21 protein-coding genes and 1 pseudogene are annotated in these 18,531 nt (G+C 51.4%); 8 read left to right on the top strand and 14 right to left on the bottom strand.

Annotated features, from left to right (window positions below):
- Window positions 1-428, top strand: a pseudogene (locus tag ACOTXR_RS23730) (hypothetical protein); the annotation flags it as partial.
- Between the two features lie 81 nt (window positions 429-509).
- Here ACOTXR_RS23730 and ACOTXR_RS23735 read toward each other — a convergent pair.
- The 6 genes from ACOTXR_RS23735 to ACOTXR_RS23760 form a co-directional block, all read right to left on the bottom strand.
- Window positions 510-848, bottom strand: coding sequence for an endonuclease domain-containing protein (locus tag ACOTXR_RS23735; RefSeq protein ID WP_058689855.1), 339 nt, complete (start codon window positions 846-848; stop codon window positions 510-512).
- A gap of 63 nt (window positions 849-911) precedes the next feature.
- Window positions 912-2,054, bottom strand: a complete 1,143-nt coding sequence (gene hemW, locus ACOTXR_RS23740; protein ID WP_014885195.1) for a radical SAM family heme chaperone HemW — start codon at window positions 2,052-2,054, stop codon at window positions 912-914.
- On the bottom strand, window positions 2,047-2,640 hold the full coding sequence (locus ACOTXR_RS23745) for an XTP/dITP diphosphatase (protein WP_058689854.1): 594 nt from the start codon (window positions 2,638-2,640) through the stop codon (window positions 2,047-2,049). Before ACOTXR_RS23745 ends, hemW begins: the two co-directional genes overlap by 8 nt.
- Window positions 2,641-2,643: 3 nt before the next feature.
- A complete protein-coding gene (gene yggU / locus ACOTXR_RS23750; RefSeq protein WP_014885193.1) occupies window positions 2,644-2,940 on the bottom strand; it encodes a DUF167 family protein YggU in 297 nt (98 codons plus the stop codon).
- The gene (locus ACOTXR_RS23755) at window positions 2,937-3,503 is read right to left on the bottom strand and encodes a YggT family protein (RefSeq protein WP_014885192.1); all 567 of its coding nucleotides are present in this window, start codon (window positions 3,501-3,503) and stop codon (window positions 2,937-2,939) included. Before ACOTXR_RS23755 ends, yggU begins: the two co-directional genes overlap by 4 nt.
- A gap of 21 nt (window positions 3,504-3,524) precedes the next feature.
- On the bottom strand, window positions 3,525-4,226 hold the full coding sequence (locus ACOTXR_RS23760; RefSeq protein WP_014885191.1) for a YggS family pyridoxal phosphate-dependent enzyme: 702 nt from the start codon (window positions 4,224-4,226) through the stop codon (window positions 3,525-3,527).
- Between the two features lie 17 nt (window positions 4,227-4,243).
- Here ACOTXR_RS23760 and ACOTXR_RS23765 point away from each other — a divergent pair, with 17 nt between their 5' ends.
- Window positions 4,244-5,224 (top strand): type IV pilus twitching motility protein PilT, encoded by a 981-nt coding sequence (locus tag ACOTXR_RS23765; RefSeq protein WP_045134812.1) that lies wholly within the window; start codon window positions 4,244-4,246, stop codon window positions 5,222-5,224.
- A gap of 10 nt (window positions 5,225-5,234) precedes the next feature.
- Here ACOTXR_RS23765 and ruvX read toward each other — a convergent pair whose 3' ends face one another.
- The 7 genes from ruvX to galP all read right to left on the bottom strand — a co-directional run bounded on the left by ruvX (window position 5,235) and on the right by galP (window position 10,792).
- Window positions 5,235-5,651 (bottom strand): Holliday junction resolvase RuvX, encoded by a 417-nt coding sequence (gene ruvX, locus ACOTXR_RS23770; protein ID WP_006811925.1) that lies wholly within the window; start codon window positions 5,649-5,651, stop codon window positions 5,235-5,237.
- Complete coding sequence (locus ACOTXR_RS23775) at window positions 5,651-6,211, bottom strand: YqgE/AlgH family protein (protein WP_008499752.1); 561 nt, start codon at window positions 6,209-6,211, stop codon at window positions 5,651-5,653. The genes ruvX and ACOTXR_RS23775 overlap by 1 nt, the downstream gene beginning before the upstream one ends.
- A 75-nt stretch (window positions 6,212-6,286) precedes the next feature.
- Window positions 6,287-7,234 carry a glutathione synthase gene (gshB, locus tag ACOTXR_RS23780; RefSeq protein WP_023331278.1) on the bottom strand — a complete coding sequence of 316 codons (948 nt, stop codon included), beginning with the start codon at window positions 7,232-7,234 and terminating at the stop codon, window positions 6,287-6,289.
- Window positions 7,235-7,253: 19 nt separating this feature from the next.
- The gene (gene rsmE / locus ACOTXR_RS23785; RefSeq protein ID WP_058689853.1) at window positions 7,254-7,985 is read right to left on the bottom strand and encodes a 16S rRNA (uracil(1498)-N(3))-methyltransferase; all 732 of its coding nucleotides are present in this window, start codon (window positions 7,983-7,985) and stop codon (window positions 7,254-7,256) included.
- Window positions 7,986-8,036: 51 nt separating this feature from the next.
- Window positions 8,037-8,744, bottom strand: a complete 708-nt coding sequence (gene endA / locus ACOTXR_RS23790) for a deoxyribonuclease I (protein WP_023331276.1) — start codon at window positions 8,742-8,744, stop codon at window positions 8,037-8,039.
- A 94-nt stretch (window positions 8,745-8,838) separates the two neighbouring features.
- A complete protein-coding gene (locus ACOTXR_RS23795) occupies window positions 8,839-9,336 on the bottom strand; it encodes a SprT family zinc-dependent metalloprotease (RefSeq protein WP_014885186.1) in 498 nt (165 codons plus the stop codon).
- Window positions 9,337-9,394: 58 nt separating this feature from the next.
- Window positions 9,395-10,792 carry a galactose/proton symporter gene (galP, locus tag ACOTXR_RS23800; RefSeq protein ID WP_014885185.1) on the bottom strand — a complete coding sequence of 466 codons (1,398 nt, stop codon included), beginning with the start codon at window positions 10,790-10,792 and terminating at the stop codon, window positions 9,395-9,397.
- Between the two features lie 930 nt (window positions 10,793-11,722).
- Here galP and ACOTXR_RS23805 point away from each other — a divergent pair.
- From ACOTXR_RS23805 to ACOTXR_RS23830, 6 genes are all read left to right on the top strand, one after another.
- Window positions 11,723-12,829, top strand: coding sequence for a hypothetical protein (locus ACOTXR_RS23805; RefSeq protein WP_001567866.1), 1,107 nt, complete (start codon window positions 11,723-11,725; stop codon window positions 12,827-12,829).
- Between the two features lie 38 nt (window positions 12,830-12,867).
- Window positions 12,868-13,416, top strand: a complete 549-nt coding sequence (locus tag ACOTXR_RS23810; RefSeq protein ID WP_001567865.1) for a winged helix-turn-helix domain-containing protein — start codon at window positions 12,868-12,870, stop codon at window positions 13,414-13,416.
- A gap of 131 nt (window positions 13,417-13,547) precedes the next feature.
- The gene (locus ACOTXR_RS23815; protein ID WP_032622076.1) at window positions 13,548-14,636 is read left to right on the top strand and encodes a multiubiquitin domain-containing protein; all 1,089 of its coding nucleotides are present in this window, start codon (window positions 13,548-13,550) and stop codon (window positions 14,634-14,636) included.
- The gene (locus ACOTXR_RS23820; protein ID WP_032622075.1) at window positions 14,633-16,003 is read left to right on the top strand and encodes a ThiF family adenylyltransferase; all 1,371 of its coding nucleotides are present in this window, start codon (window positions 14,633-14,635) and stop codon (window positions 16,001-16,003) included. The genes ACOTXR_RS23815 and ACOTXR_RS23820 overlap by 4 nt, the downstream gene beginning before the upstream one ends.
- Window positions 16,003-16,344: a DUF6527 family protein gene (locus ACOTXR_RS23825; RefSeq protein ID WP_032622073.1), complete on the top strand. Its 342-nt coding sequence runs from the start codon at window positions 16,003-16,005 to the stop codon at window positions 16,342-16,344. Before ACOTXR_RS23820 ends, ACOTXR_RS23825 begins: the two co-directional genes overlap by 1 nt.
- A 733-nt stretch (window positions 16,345-17,077) precedes the next feature.
- A complete protein-coding gene (locus tag ACOTXR_RS23830; RefSeq protein ID WP_166182120.1) occupies window positions 17,078-17,374 on the top strand; it encodes a helix-turn-helix domain-containing protein in 297 nt (98 codons plus the stop codon).
- Here ACOTXR_RS23830 and ACOTXR_RS23835 read toward each other — a convergent pair.
- Window positions 17,349-18,517, bottom strand: a protein-coding gene (locus tag ACOTXR_RS23835) for an IS3-like element ISEc52 family transposase (protein WP_108454466.1) whose coding sequence is annotated in 2 segments (ribosomal slippage) — window positions 17,349-18,268 and window positions 18,268-18,517 — 1,170 coding nt in all. Because the reading frame shifts where the segments join, the coding sequence is not laid out codon by codon here. The genes ACOTXR_RS23830 and ACOTXR_RS23835 overlap by 26 nt on opposite strands.
- Window positions 18,518-18,531 lie beyond the last annotated feature (14 nt).

An 18,531-nucleotide genomic window follows, 5' to 3' on the forward strand; every position in this document is an offset into this window, starting at 1 on the left:
TTTTTTTAAAACTTTACAACTTTAAAGTCTTTTTCAGGTTAAAGGATACAACTTTAATGTCTCTACACACGAAGCTCGATAAGCAGCTCAAAGAGCAGATGAACCGGATTATCGAGACGCGCTCTGATGGCCTGACGTTCCACTACAAGGCGATTGATCAGGTCCGTGCTGACGGACAGCAGCTGGTGAATCAGGCGATGGGCGGCATCCTGCAGGACAGCATCAACGAGATGGGGGCTAAAGCGGTCCTGAAGGGCGGCGGTAACCCGCTGCAGGGCGTGCTGGGCAGTCTGGGCGGCTTGCAGACCTCAATTCAGAACGAGTGGAAGAACCAGGAAGATGATTTCCAGCAGTTCGGCAAAGACGTGTGTAAACGCGTGGTGTCGCTGGAAGATAGCCGGAAGGCGCTGGTGGGGACGTTGAAGTAATCCTCTGCGCGCTGGGCCCCTCACCCCGGCCCTCTCCCCAGGGGAGAGGGTGTAAACGTTCCCTCTCCCTGTGGGAGAGGGTTAGGGTGAGGGCATCAGGCTCTGCAATTTTTGAAGAATAACCGTCAGCACTTCCTCTTCCTGAGAAGTAAATTCATTGTTCCAGAATCGCACGACTTCCCAGCCATTTGTATGCAAAAACTCTGTACGACGTGAATCGTATTTCTCTTTGCTTTGATGTTGCCCTCCGTCGAGCTCAATAATCAATTTCGCCTTAAAACAGGCAAAATCTGCTACATACGGCCCAATCGGCATCTGGCGGCGAAACTTATAGCCAAAGAACCGACGACCTCTGAGCAAATACCAGAGGCGAAATTCTTCGGGCGTCATTTGTTTGCGAAGTCGTTTTGAGTTTTCCATCCCCACACTCTGCCAGCCTTTCCCTCAGCTGGCAGAACGGGATGCAAAAACCTGAATTAGCCTTCAGGAATCGTCGGCGAGGAACAGCTCAAGAAGGGAATTTAAGAACAGTTTGCCGTGCTCGGTGATCTGCCAGTAATCTTCACACTCAGTCAGATACCCCTGCGCCAGCGCCTCGTCAATCTGAGGACGAATCACTGACTCCGGCAGACCGGTGTAACGCGCAAATTCCGCGCGCGGCGCGGCTTCCAGCAGGCGGAAGCGGTTCATAAAGAACTCAAACGGTTTATCCGCCGCCTCAACGTCGTGCTGGCGCTCGAGATAACGGCCTTCCATATACCCTCGCGGGTGGCGGGTTTTGGCGGTACGCAGAATGCGACCGTCCGGGAAAGTCACCTTACCGTGCGCGCCGCAGCCAATTCCCAGGTAGTCGCCAAAACGCCAGTAGTTCAGGTTGTGCTGACACTGATACCCCGGTTTCGCATAAGCAGACGTCTCGTACTGCTGATACCCCGCAGCGGTTAACAACTGGTGGCCCTGCTCGAAAATATCCCACAGTGCGTCGTCATCCGGCAGTACCGGAGGACGGGAACCAAACAGCGTGTTGGGTTCAATGGTGAGCTGATACCAGGACAGATGCGGCGGGTTAAGTTCAATCGCCTGGCGCAGATCGTCCAGCGCTTCGTCGAGCGACTGGTCCGGCAGGCCGTGCATCAAATCGAGGTTAAAGCTGCGCAGACCCAGTCCTGTCGCCAGGTTTGCCGCACGCTTTGCTTCCTCAGGGCCGTGAATGCGCCCCAGGCGCTTCAGTTTTGGCTCGCTAAAGCTCTGCACGCCGATGGAAATACGGTTCACGCCTGCACGCTGATACTCGACAAAACGATCGGCCTCAACGGTACCGGGGTTGGCTTCCATCGTAATTTCAGCATCCGCGGCCAGGTTCAGGCGCGCACGCACGCCGTCCAGCAGCGTCTGCATCGCCGGGCCTGACAGCAGGCTCGGCGTACCGCCACCAATGAAAATGGTCTTAACTTCACGTCCCTGTGCGTAAGGTACATCGGCGTCCAGGTCAGCCAGCAGATGCGCAACGTAGTCATCGTGCGGCACTTCACCTTTCAGCGCGTGCGAGTTGAAATCGCAGTACGGGCATTTCTGCACGCACCACGGGATGTGAATATAAAGACTCAGAGGTGGCAAATTAGCCATTACGCAGTGCTTCCAGTAACAGTTTCAGTGCGCGCCCACGGTGGGACATCGCGCTTTTCTCTTCGCGGGTCAGTTCCGCTGCGGTTTTGCCCTCGGACGGGACAAAGAAAATCGGGTCGTAGCCAAAACCGCCGTTGCCCGCAGCTTCACGGGTAATCACGCCCGGCCAGCTACCGTGGCAGACGATCGGCGTCGGGTCCTCTGCGTGACGCAGATAGACCAGCACGCAGTGGAACTGTGCGGTCCGCTGTTCGTCCGGTACGTCTTTCAGGGCAACAAGCAGCTTTTCCAGATTCTGCTGGTCGGTTGCATCAACACCGGAATAACGAGCAGAGTAAATCCCCGGCGCGCCGCCAAGAAAATCGACGGCCAGACCGGAGTCATCGGCAATGGCGGGCAGACCGGTAATCTGCGCGGCATGGCGTGCTTTCAGGATCGCGTTTTCAATAAACGTCAGCCCCGTCTCTTCGGCAGAATCTACGCCAAGATCGGTCTGAGCGACCACATCCAGCCCAAAATCATTTAATAGCGAGGCCAACTCGCGCACTTTACCGGCGTTGCCGGTCGCGAGAACAACTTTCTGCATGGTTTAGTCCTGTTCTGTCAAAGCCGCGACTTCCGTCGGGATGGATTGCGGGTTGAGGATTTTTACCTGTTTATGCCGCCCCAGTTCGCCTTTTTCAATGATGACCTGGCTTTTGGCCACGCGAAACTGTTTTGCCAGATATTTGGTCAGATGCGCGTTTGCCTGACCGTCAACCGGCGGGGCGGTGATGGCGACTTTTAACTCGTCGCCATGCAGTCCAACAATACTGTCACGGCTGGCTTTCGGCTGAATATACAGCCGCAAAACCAGCCCGTCAGCGCAGGTGCTTACGGCACTCATAGCGCCATCCACAGCCCCGGCAACAGCATGTCGCCCGTAGACTGCAGCAGTTCAGCGATCCCCATGTTGATCACATAGAGCAGCAGAACCAGAATCATCGGGGAGAAGTCGATGCCGCCCATAGAGGGAAGTAAGTTACGGATCGGACGCAGCAGCGGCTCGGCCAGCTGAATCAGGGCATACTCTACCGGGCTACGCCCCTGGCTCACCCAGCTCATGATGGCCATCACCAGCAGCACCCAGAAAATCAGCAGACCGACGGTTTTGATCAGAATCAGCACGGCGGCAATCCAGATAATCGGCTGGAAGGTGATGACCATAAACAGCACGATGGCTTTGATAACGCTAAGAATAAACGCTACCAGCAGCGAAGCGCTGTCGATGGGACCCATGGCCGGGATAATACGGCGCAGGGGCCCGACAATAGGTTGCGTGATTTTCACGACAAACTGGGAGAACGGATTGTAAAAATCACAACGGGCCCACTGCATCCAGACGCGCAGCAAAAGCGCCATCGTATACAGCTCAATGACCGTTGAGAGCAGGAAAGTCAACGTCTTCATGGCGTTCCTCAGGTTTCCTTATTATTTGGAGTAGTCGCGCGCACCGAAAATGGCGGTACCGATGCGCACCATAGTGCTGCCTGCCGCGATGGCGGCTTCCATATCATCCGACATGCCCAGAGAAAGCGTGTCTACAGTGTTGTAGCGCGCTTTAAGCGCCTCAAATGCTACAGCCATTTGCTGTGCCACGGCAAACTGCCTTTCATAACTTGACTCTGGCGCCGGAATAGCCATCAGCCCACGCAGGGTTAAGCGTGGCAGGGCGGCCACGTCTGCGGCCAGCGCATCCAGCTCGCTCAGCGCAATGCCAGACTTGCTGTTTTCGTCGCTGATGTTGATTTGTATCAGCACGTTAAGCGCTGGCATCTCTGCCGGGCGTTGTTCGTTCAGGCGTGTGGCAATGCGCAGACGGTCAATCGTATGGCACCAGTCGAAGTGCTCAGCCACCAGACGGCTTTTGTTCGACTGCAGTGGACCAATAAAGTGCCACTGAAGATCCGTATTCCCCTTTTCCCGGAAGTCGCGAATTTTATCCACGCCTTCCTGCACGTAGTTCTCACCAAATGCGCGCTGGCCTGCATCAATCGCTTCTGCGATGGCGCTCGCAGGCTTGGTTTTGCTGACTGCAAGGAGCGTAATTTCTTCTGAAGCACGGCCGCAACGCGTTGCGGCAGCTGAGATTTTGTCCCGGACCTGTGCCAGGTTATGCGCAATGTCGTTCATTTTCCGAGGAGTAGTCTATGGATGTGGAAGAAATGGTGGCCCTTAGTGTAAAGCATAACGTCTCCGATCTACACCTGTGCAGTGATTCGCCACCCCGCTGGCGCCGGTCAGGACGCCTTGAACCCGCGCCGTTTCCGCCGCCAGATGTCGGGGCGTTATTAAAAGCGTGGCTCAATGATGAGCAGCAGGGAAGCTGGTGGGCTCACGGTCAGGTCGATTTTGCCGTGACGGTGGCAGAAGGCCAGCGTCTGCGCGGGAGTGCGTTTAAGCAGATTAACGGGGTGTCCATCGCCCTGCGGTTGCTGCCACGCACCTGTTCGCCACTCTCTTCGCTGGGCGTGCCGCGTGCCATTCCGGAACTGTTATCCAGTGACAACGGGTTGATTCTGGTGACGGGGGCGACCGGCAGCGGCAAATCCACTACTCTGGCGGCGATGGTCGATTTTCTCAACCACCATACTGACGGGCATATCCTCACGCTTGAAGATCCGGTGGAGTATCTGTACCGGAGCGAACGCTGCCTGATTCAGCAGCGGGAGATAGGTCAGCACTGCCCGTCTTTTATCGAGGCGCTGCGCGGAGCGTTACGCGAGGATCCAGATGTGATTTTGCTGGGGGAGCTGCGTGATGCAGAGACGATCCGTCTCGCGTTGACGGCGGCGGAGACCGGGCATCTGGTGCTGGCGACACTGCATACGCGGGGTGCCTCGCAGGCCATTGAGCGGCTGGTGGACACCTTCCCGGCGCAGGAGAAAGACCCGGTACGTAACCAGCTGGCCGGTAGCCTGCGTGCGGTGCTGGCACAGAGGCTGCTTCCCGACCTGCAGGGTGGGCGTGTCGCGCTGTATGAACTGCTGGTGAATACCCCGGCGGCGGCAAATCTGATTCGTGAAGGAAAAACGTGGCAACTGCCCGGTATCATTCAAACAGGCCAGCAGGCGGGAATGCAGAACTTTGATCAAAGCGTGGCGGAGAGACGGGCGCAGGGGCGGCTATAGGCCCCTGAGATTAATAGCCCTGTTCGAAATAGCTTTCGAGGATGATGACGGCAGAGGCGGAGTCTACGCTGCCTTTGTTGAGCGCCCGGAAGCCGCCGTGCTCAAACAGGCCAGCACGCGCTTCGACGGTGCTAAGACGCTCGTCGTGAAGCTTCACGGAGACGCCAAAGCGGCCATGGATTTTATTGGCGAACTTACGTGCGCGGGCGGTAAGGGGTTGTTCGGTGCCGTCCATATTCAGCGGCAGCCCAACGATAACATCATCCGGTTGCCACTCTTTCAGCAGACGTTCGATAAGATTCCAGTCAGGCGTGCCGTCGTTGGCCTTCAGGGCCGTGAGTGGACGCGCGGTACCGGTGATGCGCTGACCCACAGCGACGCCAATGCTTTTGGTACCAAAATCAAAGGCCAAAAGTGTTCCGCTCATCAGGCGTGCCCCGCGACACCAGGCATGGTCAGAATATCAATGCCAATCAGTTTTGCCGCATCGCGCCAGCGATCGGCTATCGGGGTTTTAAACAGAATATTCATGTCCGCTGGTGCGGTAAGCCAGGCGTTATCGAGGATTTCCTGCTCAAGCTGGCCTTTCTCCCACGACGAGTAACCCAGCGCCACCAGCACTTCGGAAGGCTGTTCTGCGGTACCCAGCGTTTCGAGAACGTCGCGCGAGGTGGTGATCACGGTGTTATCGGAGATGCGGATACTGGAAGAGAATACCGGCGGGGTATGAAGGATAAAGCCGCGATCTTCTGCAAGTGGTCCACCCAGCATCACCGGTTTATCAAGCCGGATCTCCGGCAGTCGCGCTTCAGCCGGGATTTTCAGCTTGTCCAGAATCCCTTCAACCTGCAGGTTTTCCAGCGGCTTATTGATGATAATGCCCATCGCGCCGTCTTCATTGTATTCACAAATATAAACCACGGCGCGGCGAAAAATCGGATCCTGGAGAGCAGGCATGGCAATAAGAAAGTGATGCTGTAAATTCATTGTCAGAGGTACTGTTTCCTGGTTTAAAAAAGCGACAGCGCCCAGTATGGGGATAAAGCCGGGCGCTGTCACAGATTATTTCTGTAAACGTTTTTCGATAGCGTCCATCAGCATTCCGGTGATCGAGATCGGGAACTCCGCTTCGATTTCGCGAATGCAGGTTGGGCTGGTGACGTTCACTTCCGTCAGGCGATCGCCAATAATGTCCAGGCCAACAAAGATCAGGCCTTTGGCTTTAAGCGTTGGGCCAACGCGGCGGGCAATTTCCCAGTCGCTTTCTGTCAACGGGCGCGGCTCACCGCGTCCACCGGCCGCCAGGTTACCGCGCGTTTCGCCACCCTGTGGGATACGTGCCAGGCAGTAAGGTACGGGTTCGCCATCCACGACCAGAACGCGTTTGTCGCCATCTTTAATGGCGGGCAGATAGTTCTGGGCCATGCAGTAGCGGGTACCCAGTTCGGTCAGGGTTTCGGCAATCACGCCAATGTTCGGGTCGCCTTCCTTCACGCGGAAAATAGACGCGCCGCCCATGCCGTCCAGCGGCTTCATGATGATATCGCCGTGTTTTTGCCAGAACTCCTTCAGCTGAGCTTTGCTGCGGGTCACCAGCGTTTCAGGCGTCAGGTCTGAGAACCAGGCGGTATAAAGCTTCTCGTTGCAGTCGCGCAGGCTCTGCGGCTTATTGACGATCAGCGTCCCTTTCTCTTCGGCACGCTCAAGGATATAGGTGGAGTAGATGTATTCGGTGTCGAACGGCGGATCTTTACGCATCAGAATAACGTTGAGATCGGCCAGGGCAATATCCTGCTCGGTGCCAAACTCGTACCATTTGTCGTAGTTCTGCTCGACGTTAACGATGCGGGTACGCGCGCGGGCTTCACCGTTGATCAGGTAAAGATCGTTCATCTCCATATAGTGGAGCTCATAGCCGCGACGCTGCGCTTCCAGCAACATAGCGAAGCTGGAATCTTTCTTGATGTTAATGTTTGCGATGGGGTCCATCACGATGCCGAGCTTAATCATGTTCTTCTCCGTTTATACTTCAACCCAGATCGCCAAACCGTACCTGTAGCGCGGTAATGGCCGTGAGTGCCGTTGTCTCAGTGCGCAGAACGCGAGGTCCCAACAGAATATCAGTAAACTGGTAACGCGCCGTCATCGCAATTTCGTCCGCCGACAGGCCGCCTTCGGGGCCAATCAGCAGGCGTACACGTTCAACGGGCAGCGGCAGCGTATTAATGCTGGCGCTGGCGCGCGGATGAAGATTGAGCTTCAGTCCGCTCTCCTCTTCGGCACACCAGTCCTCCAGGTCCATTGCCGGGCGGATCTCCGGTATGCGGTTGCGGCCGCTCTGTTCACACGCCGCAATGGCAATTTTCTGCCACTGCTGGATCTTTTTGTTCAGACGTTCCGCATCCAGTTTAACGCCACAGCGCTCGGAAAAAAGTGGCGTAATGAGGCTTACACCCAGCTCAATGGATTTTTGAATGGTGAATTCCATCTTTTCCCCGCGGGACATGACCTGGCCCAGGTGGATGTGCAGCGGCGATTCACGATCGTCCACTTCACCGCGCAACACATTCACATGCACGCTTTTTTTATCCGCCCGGGTGATTTCCGCCTCGAAAACCTGATTAGAGCCGTCGAAAAGCTGTATTGCCTGCCCAGCCCCCATGCGCAGCACGCGGCCAACGTGGTTGGCGGCGTCGTCAGACAGGGTGATTTCGCGACCTGCGGTAATCAGTTCAGGGTGGTAAATGCGAGGAATGCGCATAGTCAAAAATTCCATATGTCATGCGAGATAAGCGAATTGCCGTAGTGTAGGTTAGCTCTTTTGCGCCTGGCAAGCCCGCTGGACGTACGGGTTATGATTCCCCTGGACTCTGGCGATGCGTTCGTCGCGCTGACATTCCCACTCCGTCACCGGATATTGCTTATCCCACGCATTGAACAGCTGCGTCTGCTGACGGGAGAGGTTGAGGTCGTAGCGGTCACGCATGTAGAAGTAGGTGCGGGCGATGCTGCCGCGCGCGCGGGCAGGCGGCTCGGCGACTTTTTCTTTAAAATCCACCTTCATGCCGCACTGGCCATATTGGCCTTCGCCACCGTTCCACTGGCTGTACATAAAGTTGCCGCGGTCACCGTTCACTTCACCCACGGCAGGCTGCAGGTTATGCATATCGCTTTCCATCTGGCGGTAGACAGGATCTTTAGAACAGTTTTTACGACCGCCATCCTGCCAGCACTGGCGCAGGTGGCCAAACTGCCATGCCGGAACGACATGCTCCCATTCGATGCGGCTGGCGCGGTTTTCGTTTTTACGCACCTTATAGCCGCAGGACTCCAGGTCCACGACCCCTTTTTTACCCTGCCAGTTAATTTTACAGCCGCAGTAGAAATCGCCCGGCACATCGGCGTTCACCTTCACGCCTGCTGCCTTGGCCTGGGAAAAACTGTTGATACCATCGGCCAGAGCATGGCCTGAGAACGCTGTCGTCAGAAAGGCGACCGCGAGAGAAAAATTACGGGACATCTTACACTCCGTGTCAAAACGAGCCCGCAACGTAACGAATGTTTTTCCTGTATGCAATCAGTCAGATCAGGAAAGTTCCTGAATGTTCAAATGATTACTCCGCAATAAGCGGTTCGCCGCATTTGACGCAGCGGTAGGTCGCTTCGCCGCGGACCACGCGATTATGGCGGCGGACGGTAAGCTGATGCTGCTGACACTGGCAGCGGTAGGGGAACGTATTGCGACGTACAGATTCCAGCTCGAACTGATGAGTTCTGCGCGCCGGAACGCCCAGTACTGCCTCCATCATCCACTTCCACTCTTTTCCGTGCGGCGCGACGCGACCAAAATGTTTCCACACCAGGAGGTGAGCCAGCTCATGCGGCACCACTTCCTCAATAAACGCCTGCTGGTTTTCCATCATCAACACCGGGTTCAGGCGGATCTCATACGATTCCAGCCAGGCAGTACCCGCCGCGGTGCCACGCTGCTGATAGACGAGCTTCGGTTCAGGGTAATTCCGACCGAGCTTCAGGTTCGCCTGGGCGAGTTTTTCCCGCAGGCTGCGCATAACGGCTTGCTGAAGGGCGATGGGGAGACGGGGAGCTTTCATAGGGGCAGAGCATAAAGCGCGAAGCGGGGAGGCGCAAGAGGCGCCTCCCGCAAGAGGATTAGTCGTGTGCGCCGATTTCGCGCAGTGGACGACCTTTCATCAGGTTACGTTCAATATGTTCCAGTGAAACATGTTTGGTTTCTGGAACCAGCCAGATGGTCAACACAATAAAGAAGATGTTCAGACCGGCGTAGACCCAGAAGGTGTTGGCATTGCCCAGGGTATTGAGCATGGTCAGGAACGTCGCGCCGACGATCATGTTGGCAATCCAGTTGGTTGCAGTTGAGCAGGTGATACCAAAATCACGCCCTTTCAGCGGCTGGATCTCAGAACACAGTACCCAAATCAGCGGACCGGCGCTCATCGCGAACCCGACGATAAACATCAGCAGCATGCCTACCGCAAAATACTGTGCGGTTGGGGAGTGGATGCCGACGTGCATCATGGTACCCAGCACGCCCATACCGATCGCCATGACCAGGAAGCCCAGCGTCAGGGTCGGTTTACGTCCCCAGCGGTCCACCAGGCCGATCGCGATAAAGGTCGCCAGCACGTTGGTCAGGCCGACGATGACGGTGCCCCACATCTGCTCGGTGGTGTTGGTATAACCCGCCAGCTCAAAGATTTTTGGCGCGTAATACATGATGACGTTCATCCCGGTGAACTGTTGCATCACCTGCAGCAGCACGCCGAGGAATACTGCGCGACGGAAGTTGCTGTTCTCTTTAAACAGCGCCCAGCCAGACTGCTTCACCTTCAGGCTTTCGCGGATCTCTTCCAGCTCGTTTTTCGCCTCCGCACTGGTGTCGCGCAGGCGCAGCAGCACCCGTTCGGCATCGTGGAAGCGGCGCTTTGCGGCAAACCAGCGTGGGCTGTCCGGCAGGAAGAAGACGCCAATCAGCAGCAAAATGGCCGGGATGATGATCACGCCAAGCATCCAGCGCCATGCCCCGCTGTAGCTGAACGCGGTATCGGAAAGATAAGCCCCGAGAATACCGATGGTGATCATCAATTGGTACATCGAAATCATACTGCCGCGAATTTTCTCTGGCGCAATTTCAGAGAGATAGAGCGGGGCGGTGTAGGACGCGACGCCGACGGCCAGCCCCAGCAGTACGCGGGAAAGAATAAGCACTTCAACGTTAGGGGCGGCAGCAGAGAAGAGTGAACCGGCGACGAAGAGAATGGCACCAATCATTAGGCTCTTTTTACGTCCGAGCTTGAAGGAGAGCCAGCCGCTGCCGACAGCACCAACCGCTGCGCCAAACATCATCGAGCTGACCACCCATTCCTGGGTATGCGCGTTAATCTGGAATTCGTCTGCGATGAAGGGAAGGGCGCCAGCAATCACGCCGATATCCAGGCCAAAAAGTAAACCTGCCAGGGCGGCGAGGAAGCAGACGAAGAATGTCATCGCCTTGTTGGACGTACGCCCCTGTTTTTTATTGTCAGGCATTATGCCCTCCAGTTGGGTTATCAGTTTTATTGATGTTAAGGGTAGGTGAGTGACCCGTAAAAATATGTGAGATTAATCACATTGGTGTAATCGGTTACACTGGTGTGTAACCGTAAAAATTATTAAAGCTTTGAAAATATAGAGGTAAATGAGGTGATATGCATCGCGAAAGAATACATTTCAGACTTAACTGAAAGGAAATGTAACAGCACAAGAAATGCCATCACGCAAAGAGATTATTCCGAAAGCGAGGTACATGGACTGGCGTGTAAGCGGTTCCAAATATAAAAAAAGCCAGCATACTTGAGTATACAGTTAATAGGGTGTTTATTGATTGTGACTTGAAAATAATGATTACATATTAATGTTTTGGCCTACATCTTAAGATGTACACACTGTGTATAGCGGTGTGTACGATTTTCTTCCTAAAAATTTCAAAGGTGGCGGTCCTGCTGCCTCATACACCTTACTATTGTGTCTTAATAATGTAGCTATTCACATTCAAGCTAAATGAATATCATTATTATTAGGCGACAATAACTCAGTCCGACGTGTTGCCTAATAATGATTTTTTATATGCATATCTCCCTCAAATTTTCTGCTCTATTGCTCGCAATTCTTCATCACATTTATTCAGATCCCATGCGTAAAATGCACTCAGGTCACTAAACAGGCATCCCTCGTCTACTCATCAGTTGATATTGATATGAAGTGTTTCGACAGATACTCCAGGCGCTGAGATGTAAAGGACTCGCAGGATCTGCATTTTTATCCTGTCGGCTGTTTACCTCGAACCGGAGCACCACATATAATTATCGCTTTGTTACATCAGATGCACCCCTCTGCTCTTTCTCAGCCTGTGAATCTTTACAGGGGGCCGGTAGTTGCCGGACAGGGAAAGGAATAATTTCTCTTTAAGGATTTTATCGAATGCTGTTCGATACAGAGAAAATCAAAGAGCTGCTTCGGGAATCTCCCGGCCTGACAGGCAAACAGATAGCTAAAACTCTCGGATATGCTGACAAGTCAGCCCTGAATTCATTTTTATATAGCCATGCAGAGGGACTCAAACGGGTCGAATGGAAATGGTATGTTGACGATGAATATGTTCTGGTTCTGGATGGCGACGCTTGGATCGATGAAAATATTTTTGAAGCTAACTTATCAGCTTCGGGATGTCTGTTGAGCGCCTCTGCGCGCAGATGCAGCATAAGCTTCCCGGAAAGTTGCTCTATTTTATTGGCGGCTGGAGCAAGGATAATTGCATTGGCAAATCAGGCTGCATATTCTGGAAAATCCATAGAACTCGATTTTAGCAAATGCCCTTCTGCGAAAAACTACCTGAACCGGTTAGGTTTTTTTGATCATTTGCATCCTGATGTGTTAGTCAAGCCTGAGAGACCAACGAATTCAAGGGCACAACGCTATCAGGGAAACAGTGACAATCTGGTTGAGATAGCCTCTATAGACCTTGATGATTTTGATAACTCTATCCCTGTAAAGTTAACTAAGAAGTTTGTAGTCCATGCCGGCCAAAAGTACTACATGGCGGTGTTCACCATATTTTCAGAGCTGATTGGTAATGTCCGGGATCACAGTGAGAGCCCGATTCCTGGGTTTGCAGCGTTACAGTTATATAAAGGTAAGCGGCGCCACATTCAGACCGTCATTTCAGATAGTGGTTTGGGTATTGCCACGACATTGAAACGTAATCTTAAAAAACATTATCCTGAAATTTTCGAGGAACTGGAGTCATCAGGCGAAGATGCTGATTTATTCTTGGTTACCCATGCGCTTAAAAATGGTGGGTTGAGCCAATTTGGGTCTGCACCTGACGAGGCAGCTCGGGGACTGGGTCTGAAGCGTTCTCAGGATCTGGCCGCAAAATATGATGCTGTTGTTCTTGTCCGACAACCTGACTTTGAGTTGAGAATTACCTACAAGAATGGTGTTATAACTGAAATTACCAGCAAAAAAAGGCTCGCGTTGATTAAGGGCACACAAGTTTGCTTTGATTTTTTCCTGGGCTATGATTAGTATCATCTCCTTAAATTAACCATAAGAAGCAGGATTGTATGAAAGTCAAACTGCTGGAACTCACTGAAAACAATAACCATCCATTTGGAAATGTTTTGGGGCGGGAAGTGTTTAAGCGACTTCAAAATGTCGTTGACTCAAACCCTGGCTGCAAGTCTTTTGAAATCTCTCTTGAAGGAATTGTGGCTACCGATTCCTCTTTTCCACGTGAAAGTGTCATTGCGCTTGCAAAGCAGCTTTGTGGGGAAAAGTATTTCTTTATCACCGATGTCAGCTCAACAGATCTCATCGATAACTGGGACTATGCTGCCATTGCAAAGCAACAGTCTATGATAGTGGTTTTGGCTGGCGGAGTGCGGGTTATTGGCCCTGAAGCGAAAAGCTCGACAAAGGCGTTGCTTGACGTCGTGTTAGGACGTAATGGCGTTAGTACGGCAAATGTCGCTAAGTCTCTCAACATATCAGTTCAAAATGCGAGCACAAGGCTTAAAAAACTTTCCAGTGAAGGGGTTATCATGAGGTCTGAAGTGTCCTCACCAACAGGAGGCATTGAGTTTATATACTCCGGTCCAAATATTTCCGCTTAAACAGCTTGATTTAACCAGATTGCTGCATGTATAGTTTTCGCAGTGGTTCAGTTTTTTTCTGACACCTGGTTAAACAGCTTTATTTAATGAGATTCTGAAGCGCTACTGCTGAAGAACTCCTGGAGATATTTATGCAAGAGATTCGTTCCCAATACCCCCACGACCACTTCATTGAGGTGGCAGATGAACATCTCGTTTTCCGTCAGGTCGCGCTTGAGGACCGTACACCAAACGGTTCACAGATTTCTGCTGCATCAGGTTTTAAACCAGATCAAATGCCTGTTGTCCTGATGTTTCTTCCGAATGGTTCACTGGAAGATATCCGTCCTGATGAAGTTGTCCATCTTGGCTCTGATGTTCGCCGTTTCATCGTTATTGAATCAGATCGCACGTATTTTTTTACAATTGACGGGGCACGTCTTGAGTGGCCATGCCGCTTAATCACTGGTTATAACGTCCGTAAGCTCGGAAACATTGACGACAATAAAAAACTTCTTCTTGAACGTGAAGACGAAGCCGATCTTGAAATACAAAATGACCAGATTATCGATCTGGATGGTGATGGGATTGAGCATTTCATCAGCAGAAAGGCAACGTGGAAGCTGAATGTTCAGGGTAAGGAATTTACTTTTGATACCCCGACCGTTGTCATCCGGGATGCTGTTATCCGGGCAGGGCTGAATCCCAATCAGGCATGGCATATCTTTCTCAAAGTTGAAGGGCAGCCAAAAGTTGAGAAGAATATTGATGATATCATCGATTTGCGCACGCCCGGGATAGAGAAACTGCGACTTACGCCGAAAGATGTGAACAATGGCGAAGAGTCCCCTGCCAAGCGCCGTGAGTTCAGTCTTCTGCCCAGTGATGAGCGCTATCTTAACGAAATGGGGTATTTTTGGGAGACCAGCCTGAACGGCAATGCACGATGGCTGATTATTCACGGTTTTGAGGTGCCGGAAGGATATAATCATCAACAGGTAAATCTGGCACTGTCGATAACATCTGGCTATCCCGTAAACATGTTGGATATGTTTTATGTCTATCCACCATTGGCTCGGGTCAATGGCGTCAACATTCCGGCTACGGAAGCTACGGCGGTTATTGATAGTGTTGCGTATCAGCGATGGTCTCGCCATCGCTCATGGGATCCTGAGACCGATTCAGTTATTTCTCAACTGGCCATGGCTGATGGTTGTCTGCAAAAGGAGGTGGAGCAATGAGCCACGGAAGTCGTCTAATCTTAACTCAGGAACTCCATACTTCTCTGAAGAAACATCTTTTTCCAGGAGACGGAAAAGAGGCGGCTGCAATCCTGGTGTGTAACCGTTATGAAGGAGTTCGTCTGAAGCTCATGGCAAAGGAGCTAATTCCGGTTCCATATGAAGAGTGCGTATCCAGGACGAGTGACTTTATATCATGGCCTGGTAGCTATCTGGAGAAAGCCATTGATGCCGCTGAAGAAACTTTAATGACAGTTATTCTTGTACATTCACATCCCGGCGGTTTGCTTGAATTCTCGGATACGGATGATGCAAGTGATGCTCAGACGATGCTTTCTCTTTATCAGGGCGTTGACACTGTTCATGGTTCAGCAATTATGGTCTCTGAAGGAAGCATGCGTGCACGGCTCTATCGTAAGGGGAAATACGCTGAGAATGTGGATTTAGTAACTGTCGCAGGTGATGATATTCACTACTGGTGGGATGGTATTTATGAGTTAAGCCAGCAACCGATAGCTTTTACATCGGGTATGACTGACACCTTTAACAAACTTACCGCAGCTATCATTGGTGTATCTGGCACAGGTTCAATTGTGGCCGAACAGGTTGCCCGGCTAGGATTTGGGGAAATAGTTCTTATTGATCATGATCATATTGAAAAGAAAAATCTGAACAGGATCCTGAACTCGACTCTTGATGATGCCCTGAGCGGCCGGTCGAAGGTTGATATGTTTGCGCAAGCTATTCGCAATATACGAGGAAAAGATATTGCCCAACCCATTCAGGACACCATCTTCTCGCGAGAAGCCGTTCTGTCAGCGGCAAATGCAGATGTGATTTTTTGCTGTGTTGATACTTTCCAGGCTCGGATGATTGCAGATCGCATTGCTTCGTCATTTTTAATCCCACTGCTTGATGTGGGTGTAAAAATACCAACGCATGTTGATCCTGAGGATGGAAGAAAAATTACGGATGTCACGGGACGGATAGACTATGTAAAACCCGGTGGCTCTACGTTATCTGATCGGCATGTATACACCCCGGAGCTTATCTACCGTGAAAACCTGAGCGAAGAAGAGTATGACGAGCAAGTCGAAAGAGGTTACATCACAGGGCTACAGGAAGAGGCTCCAGCTGTAATAACACTGAACATGAGGGCAGCGGCAGCATGTGTACTGGAATATATCGCCAGATGTTTCCCTTTTCGTGAATACCCTAACAAGGGATATGCGCGAACGTTGTTCAGTCTTTCTGGCGTTGAAGAGGACTATATCGATGAAGATGCAATTGCCAGGGCTCCCAATCCCCGTATAGCCGCTGGCAGGAAAGAACCACTTTTGGGTATTCCTGAACTGGGAGATATGTAATGTCTTTTTTCAACAAGGTTCTTTATTATTTTCTACGCAAGTTTGAATATTTACTTCCGGCAAGGCAACTGATCATCGTTAATGAGGATTCATTACCGGATAAGATGCCTCTTCGTTCCATAATTCTCGCCAGAGAGGGCACGGAGGATTGGTGTATTGGATTTAAGTGTCCCTGTGGATGTGAGCGAACCATTGAGTTACTGGTTATAGAAGAAGCCAACCCCAGATGGGATTATGCTCTTGACGATAACAGTTTACCTTCCCTGTATCCTTCTGTATGGCTAAAAGATGGTTGTCAATCTCATTTCTGGATAAAAAAAGGAAGAGTTATTTGGGTTTGATTTCTAACTTTTGAAAGGAAATGGCAAATTATCCAGATAATAAAAAACAGAGCCTGTTCATGTACTTGTGAGTAGTTTTTCACTTAGGGACACCCTGAGCAAAAACAATTTGCAGGTTTAATCAGGTCTGAACAGCCAGTTTCAAAGCGATTCATTTCAATCATGTATTTGTAAATCTCATGACGAGACTCTGAATTTAATTTAGAGAGTCTTTTAATGTTTATTTTGTAAATTATTGGATGGTGTTTTAAATATAATAAATTGCTTTCTATCAGAGAACTTATCTGTCTATCCATAGGGGAAGTGCTTCGTCGTTACGCCGGTCACAGCGCTTGCCCTGCTAACCGGCAGAAAGTTTAACTGGTAGTGAGAACTGCCCACGCGATACGCACAAGGCGCGGCTGACTTGCGCTATTCTCCATCCTTAGGCAACAAGGACGCAGGCGCTATCCATTTTCACGAGTGATCGCACTCCACGCCTTCTTTCAGGACCTCTTCCTCCATACAGCTTAAGTTCTCGCAAACGAACGATTCACCTTTAGAGATCCTGCAACATACTCATAATGTTCTCTGAGTCGAGCATCATGCAGAAAGCCCTTTCAATAAGGGTTTAAGCGCTACTACATGTTTGTTTAACAATCTATAGTTTGTATTCTTGTTTTAACACCCTGTACGTTGTTAAATGAGACTCCAGAAGCATGTTTCAGACGCAACAACGCGTGGTTATCTCAAAATGAATAAAGCCTATCCGATAAAGCATCTTGATCATTTACGTCCAATATTGATTGGTTTTCGCAAAGTTAATGGACTCACACAGAAAGCTATTTCAGAGCGATTAGGAGTGTCACAGCAAGCTTATGCACGTTTCGAATCCAATCCATCGAGTGCCAGTTTTGAAAGGCTATTCAGAGTGTTTACTGTTTTAGGGATTGAGCTTTCCTTATCTTCGAACAAACCTTCAACTCCAGCTTCCTCAACAGAAGAGAAAGACAAATATGAAGTGGTCAACAAAAACTGGCCACCGCGTTAGAGTTTTTCCAGTATCGGTTTTCTGATTCGTTTGGCGTTAACCCACCATTATATTCGTGCGGTCTTAGTGCGCTGTAATATCCAACGATATAGTCCGTTATTGCGTGAGCTGCATCGCTGAAGCTTACATAGCCCGTCGCCGGCACCCATTCGTTCTTCAGACTCCTGAAGAAGCGCTCCATTGGGCTGTTATCCCAGCAGTTTCCACGCCGACTCATACTCTGCCTGATCCGGTATCGCCACAGTAACTGCCGGAACTGCCTGCTCGTATAATGGCTGCCTTGATCGCTGTGGAACATCACCCCGACGGGCTTACCACGGGTTTCCCATGCCATTTCCAGTGCTTTCATGGTGAGCCTGCTGTCCGGCGAGAACGACATGGCCCAGCCCACTGGCTTTCTTGCGAACAGGTCGAGAACAACGGCGAGGTACGCCCAGCGCTTACCCGTCCAGATATAGGTCACATCACCGCACCACACCTGATTTGGTTCCGTTACGGCGAACTGTCGCTCAAGATGATTCGGGATAGCAACGTGCTCATGACCGCCACGCTTATACCGGTGAGTCGGCTGCTGGCAACTGACCAGCCCCAGCTCTTTCATGAGTCTGCCAGCAAGCCAGCGCCCCATTTGGTAACCTCTCTGGGTTGCCATTGTGGCGATGCTTCTTGCTCCGGCAGAGCCGTGGCTGATGCCATGCAGTTCAAGTACCTGACTGCGTAATACAGCCCGTCTGCCGTCTGGCTTTTCAGGACGGTTTTTCCAGTATTTGTAGCTGCTGCGATGAACCCCGAACACATGGCAGAGAGTGGCCACAGGATAACGCGCCCTGAGTTTCCCGATTATCGAGAACTGTTCAGGGAGTCTGACATCAAGAGCGCGGTAGCCTTTTTTAATATTTCATTTTCCATTTCAATACGTTGTAGCTTTTTCCTGAGCTCACGGATTTCAATTTGTTCCGGGGTAATGGGGGAGGCTTTTGGTGTTTTGCCCTGCCGTTCATCACGTAATTGTTTCACCCATCGCGTCATTGTGGAAAGGCCGACATCCATAGCGCTGGCTGCATCTGCCACGGTGTAGTTCTGGTCAACGACCAGTTGAGCGGATTCGCGTTTAAACTCTGCGCTGAAATTTCTTTTTTTCATTATGACACCTGTGT

Origin of the sequence: Enterobacter cloacae complex sp. IR53030, from assembly GCF_049238365.1 — a bacterium.
Taxonomy (GTDB): Bacteria; Pseudomonadota; Gammaproteobacteria; order Enterobacterales; family Enterobacteriaceae; genus Enterobacter; species Enterobacter kobei.

Bases quoted from the DNA above. Each gene is read 5' to 3' on its own strand.
- endA (WP_023331276.1), bottom strand. From the start codon at position 8,744: ATGTCCCGTAATTTTTCTCTCGCGGTCGCCTTTCTGACGACAGCGTTC.
- rsmE (WP_058689853.1), bottom strand. From the start codon at position 7,985: ATGCGCATTCCTCGCATTTACCACCCTGAACTGATTACCGCAGGTCGC.
- ACOTXR_RS23775 (WP_008499752.1), bottom strand. From the start codon at position 6,211: ATGAATTTACAGCATCACTTTCTTATTGCCATGCCTGCTCTCCAGGAT.
- ACOTXR_RS23760 (WP_014885191.1), bottom strand. From the start codon at position 4,226: ATGAACGACATTGCGCATAACCTGGCACAGGTCCGGGACAAAATCTCA.
- ACOTXR_RS23795 (WP_014885186.1), bottom strand. From the start codon at position 9,336: ATGAAAGCTCCCCGTCTCCCCATCGCCCTTCAGCAAGCCGTTATGCGC.
- ACOTXR_RS23805 (WP_001567866.1), top strand. From the start codon at position 11,723: ATGCTGTTCGATACAGAGAAAATCAAAGAGCTGCTTCGGGAATCTCCC.
- ACOTXR_RS23735 (WP_058689855.1), bottom strand. From the start codon at position 848: ATGGAAAACTCAAAACGACTTCGCAAACAAATGACGCCCGAAGAATTT.
- ACOTXR_RS23820 (WP_032622075.1), top strand. From the start codon at position 14,633: ATGAGCCACGGAAGTCGTCTAATCTTAACTCAGGAACTCCATACTTCT.
- ACOTXR_RS23745 (WP_058689854.1), bottom strand. From the start codon at position 2,640: ATGCAGAAAGTTGTTCTCGCGACCGGCAACGCCGGTAAAGTGCGCGAG.
- ACOTXR_RS23830 (WP_166182120.1), top strand. From the start codon at position 17,078: ATGAATAAAGCCTATCCGATAAAGCATCTTGATCATTTACGTCCAATA.
- yggU (WP_014885193.1), bottom strand. From the start codon at position 2,940: ATGAGTGCCGTAAGCACCTGCGCTGACGGGCTGGTTTTGCGGCTGTAT.
- ACOTXR_RS23825 (WP_032622073.1), top strand. From the start codon at position 16,003: ATGTCTTTTTTCAACAAGGTTCTTTATTATTTTCTACGCAAGTTTGAA.
- ACOTXR_RS23755 (WP_014885192.1), bottom strand. From the start codon at position 3,503: ATGAAGACGTTGACTTTCCTGCTCTCAACGGTCATTGAGCTGTATACG.
- ACOTXR_RS23815 (WP_032622076.1), top strand. From the start codon at position 13,548: ATGCAAGAGATTCGTTCCCAATACCCCCACGACCACTTCATTGAGGTG.
- gshB (WP_023331278.1), bottom strand. From the start codon at position 7,234: ATGATTAAGCTCGGCATCGTGATGGACCCCATCGCAAACATTAACATC.
- hemW (WP_014885195.1), bottom strand. From the start codon at position 2,054: ATGGCTAATTTGCCACCTCTGAGTCTTTATATTCACATCCCGTGGTGC.
- ruvX (WP_006811925.1), bottom strand. From the start codon at position 5,651: ATGAGCGGAACACTTTTGGCCTTTGATTTTGGTACCAAAAGCATTGGC.
- ACOTXR_RS23765 (WP_045134812.1), top strand. From the start codon at position 4,244: ATGGATGTGGAAGAAATGGTGGCCCTTAGTGTAAAGCATAACGTCTCC.
- galP (WP_014885185.1), bottom strand. From the start codon at position 10,792: ATGCCTGACAATAAAAAACAGGGGCGTACGTCCAACAAGGCGATGACA.
- ACOTXR_RS23810 (WP_001567865.1), top strand. From the start codon at position 12,868: ATGAAAGTCAAACTGCTGGAACTCACTGAAAACAATAACCATCCATTT.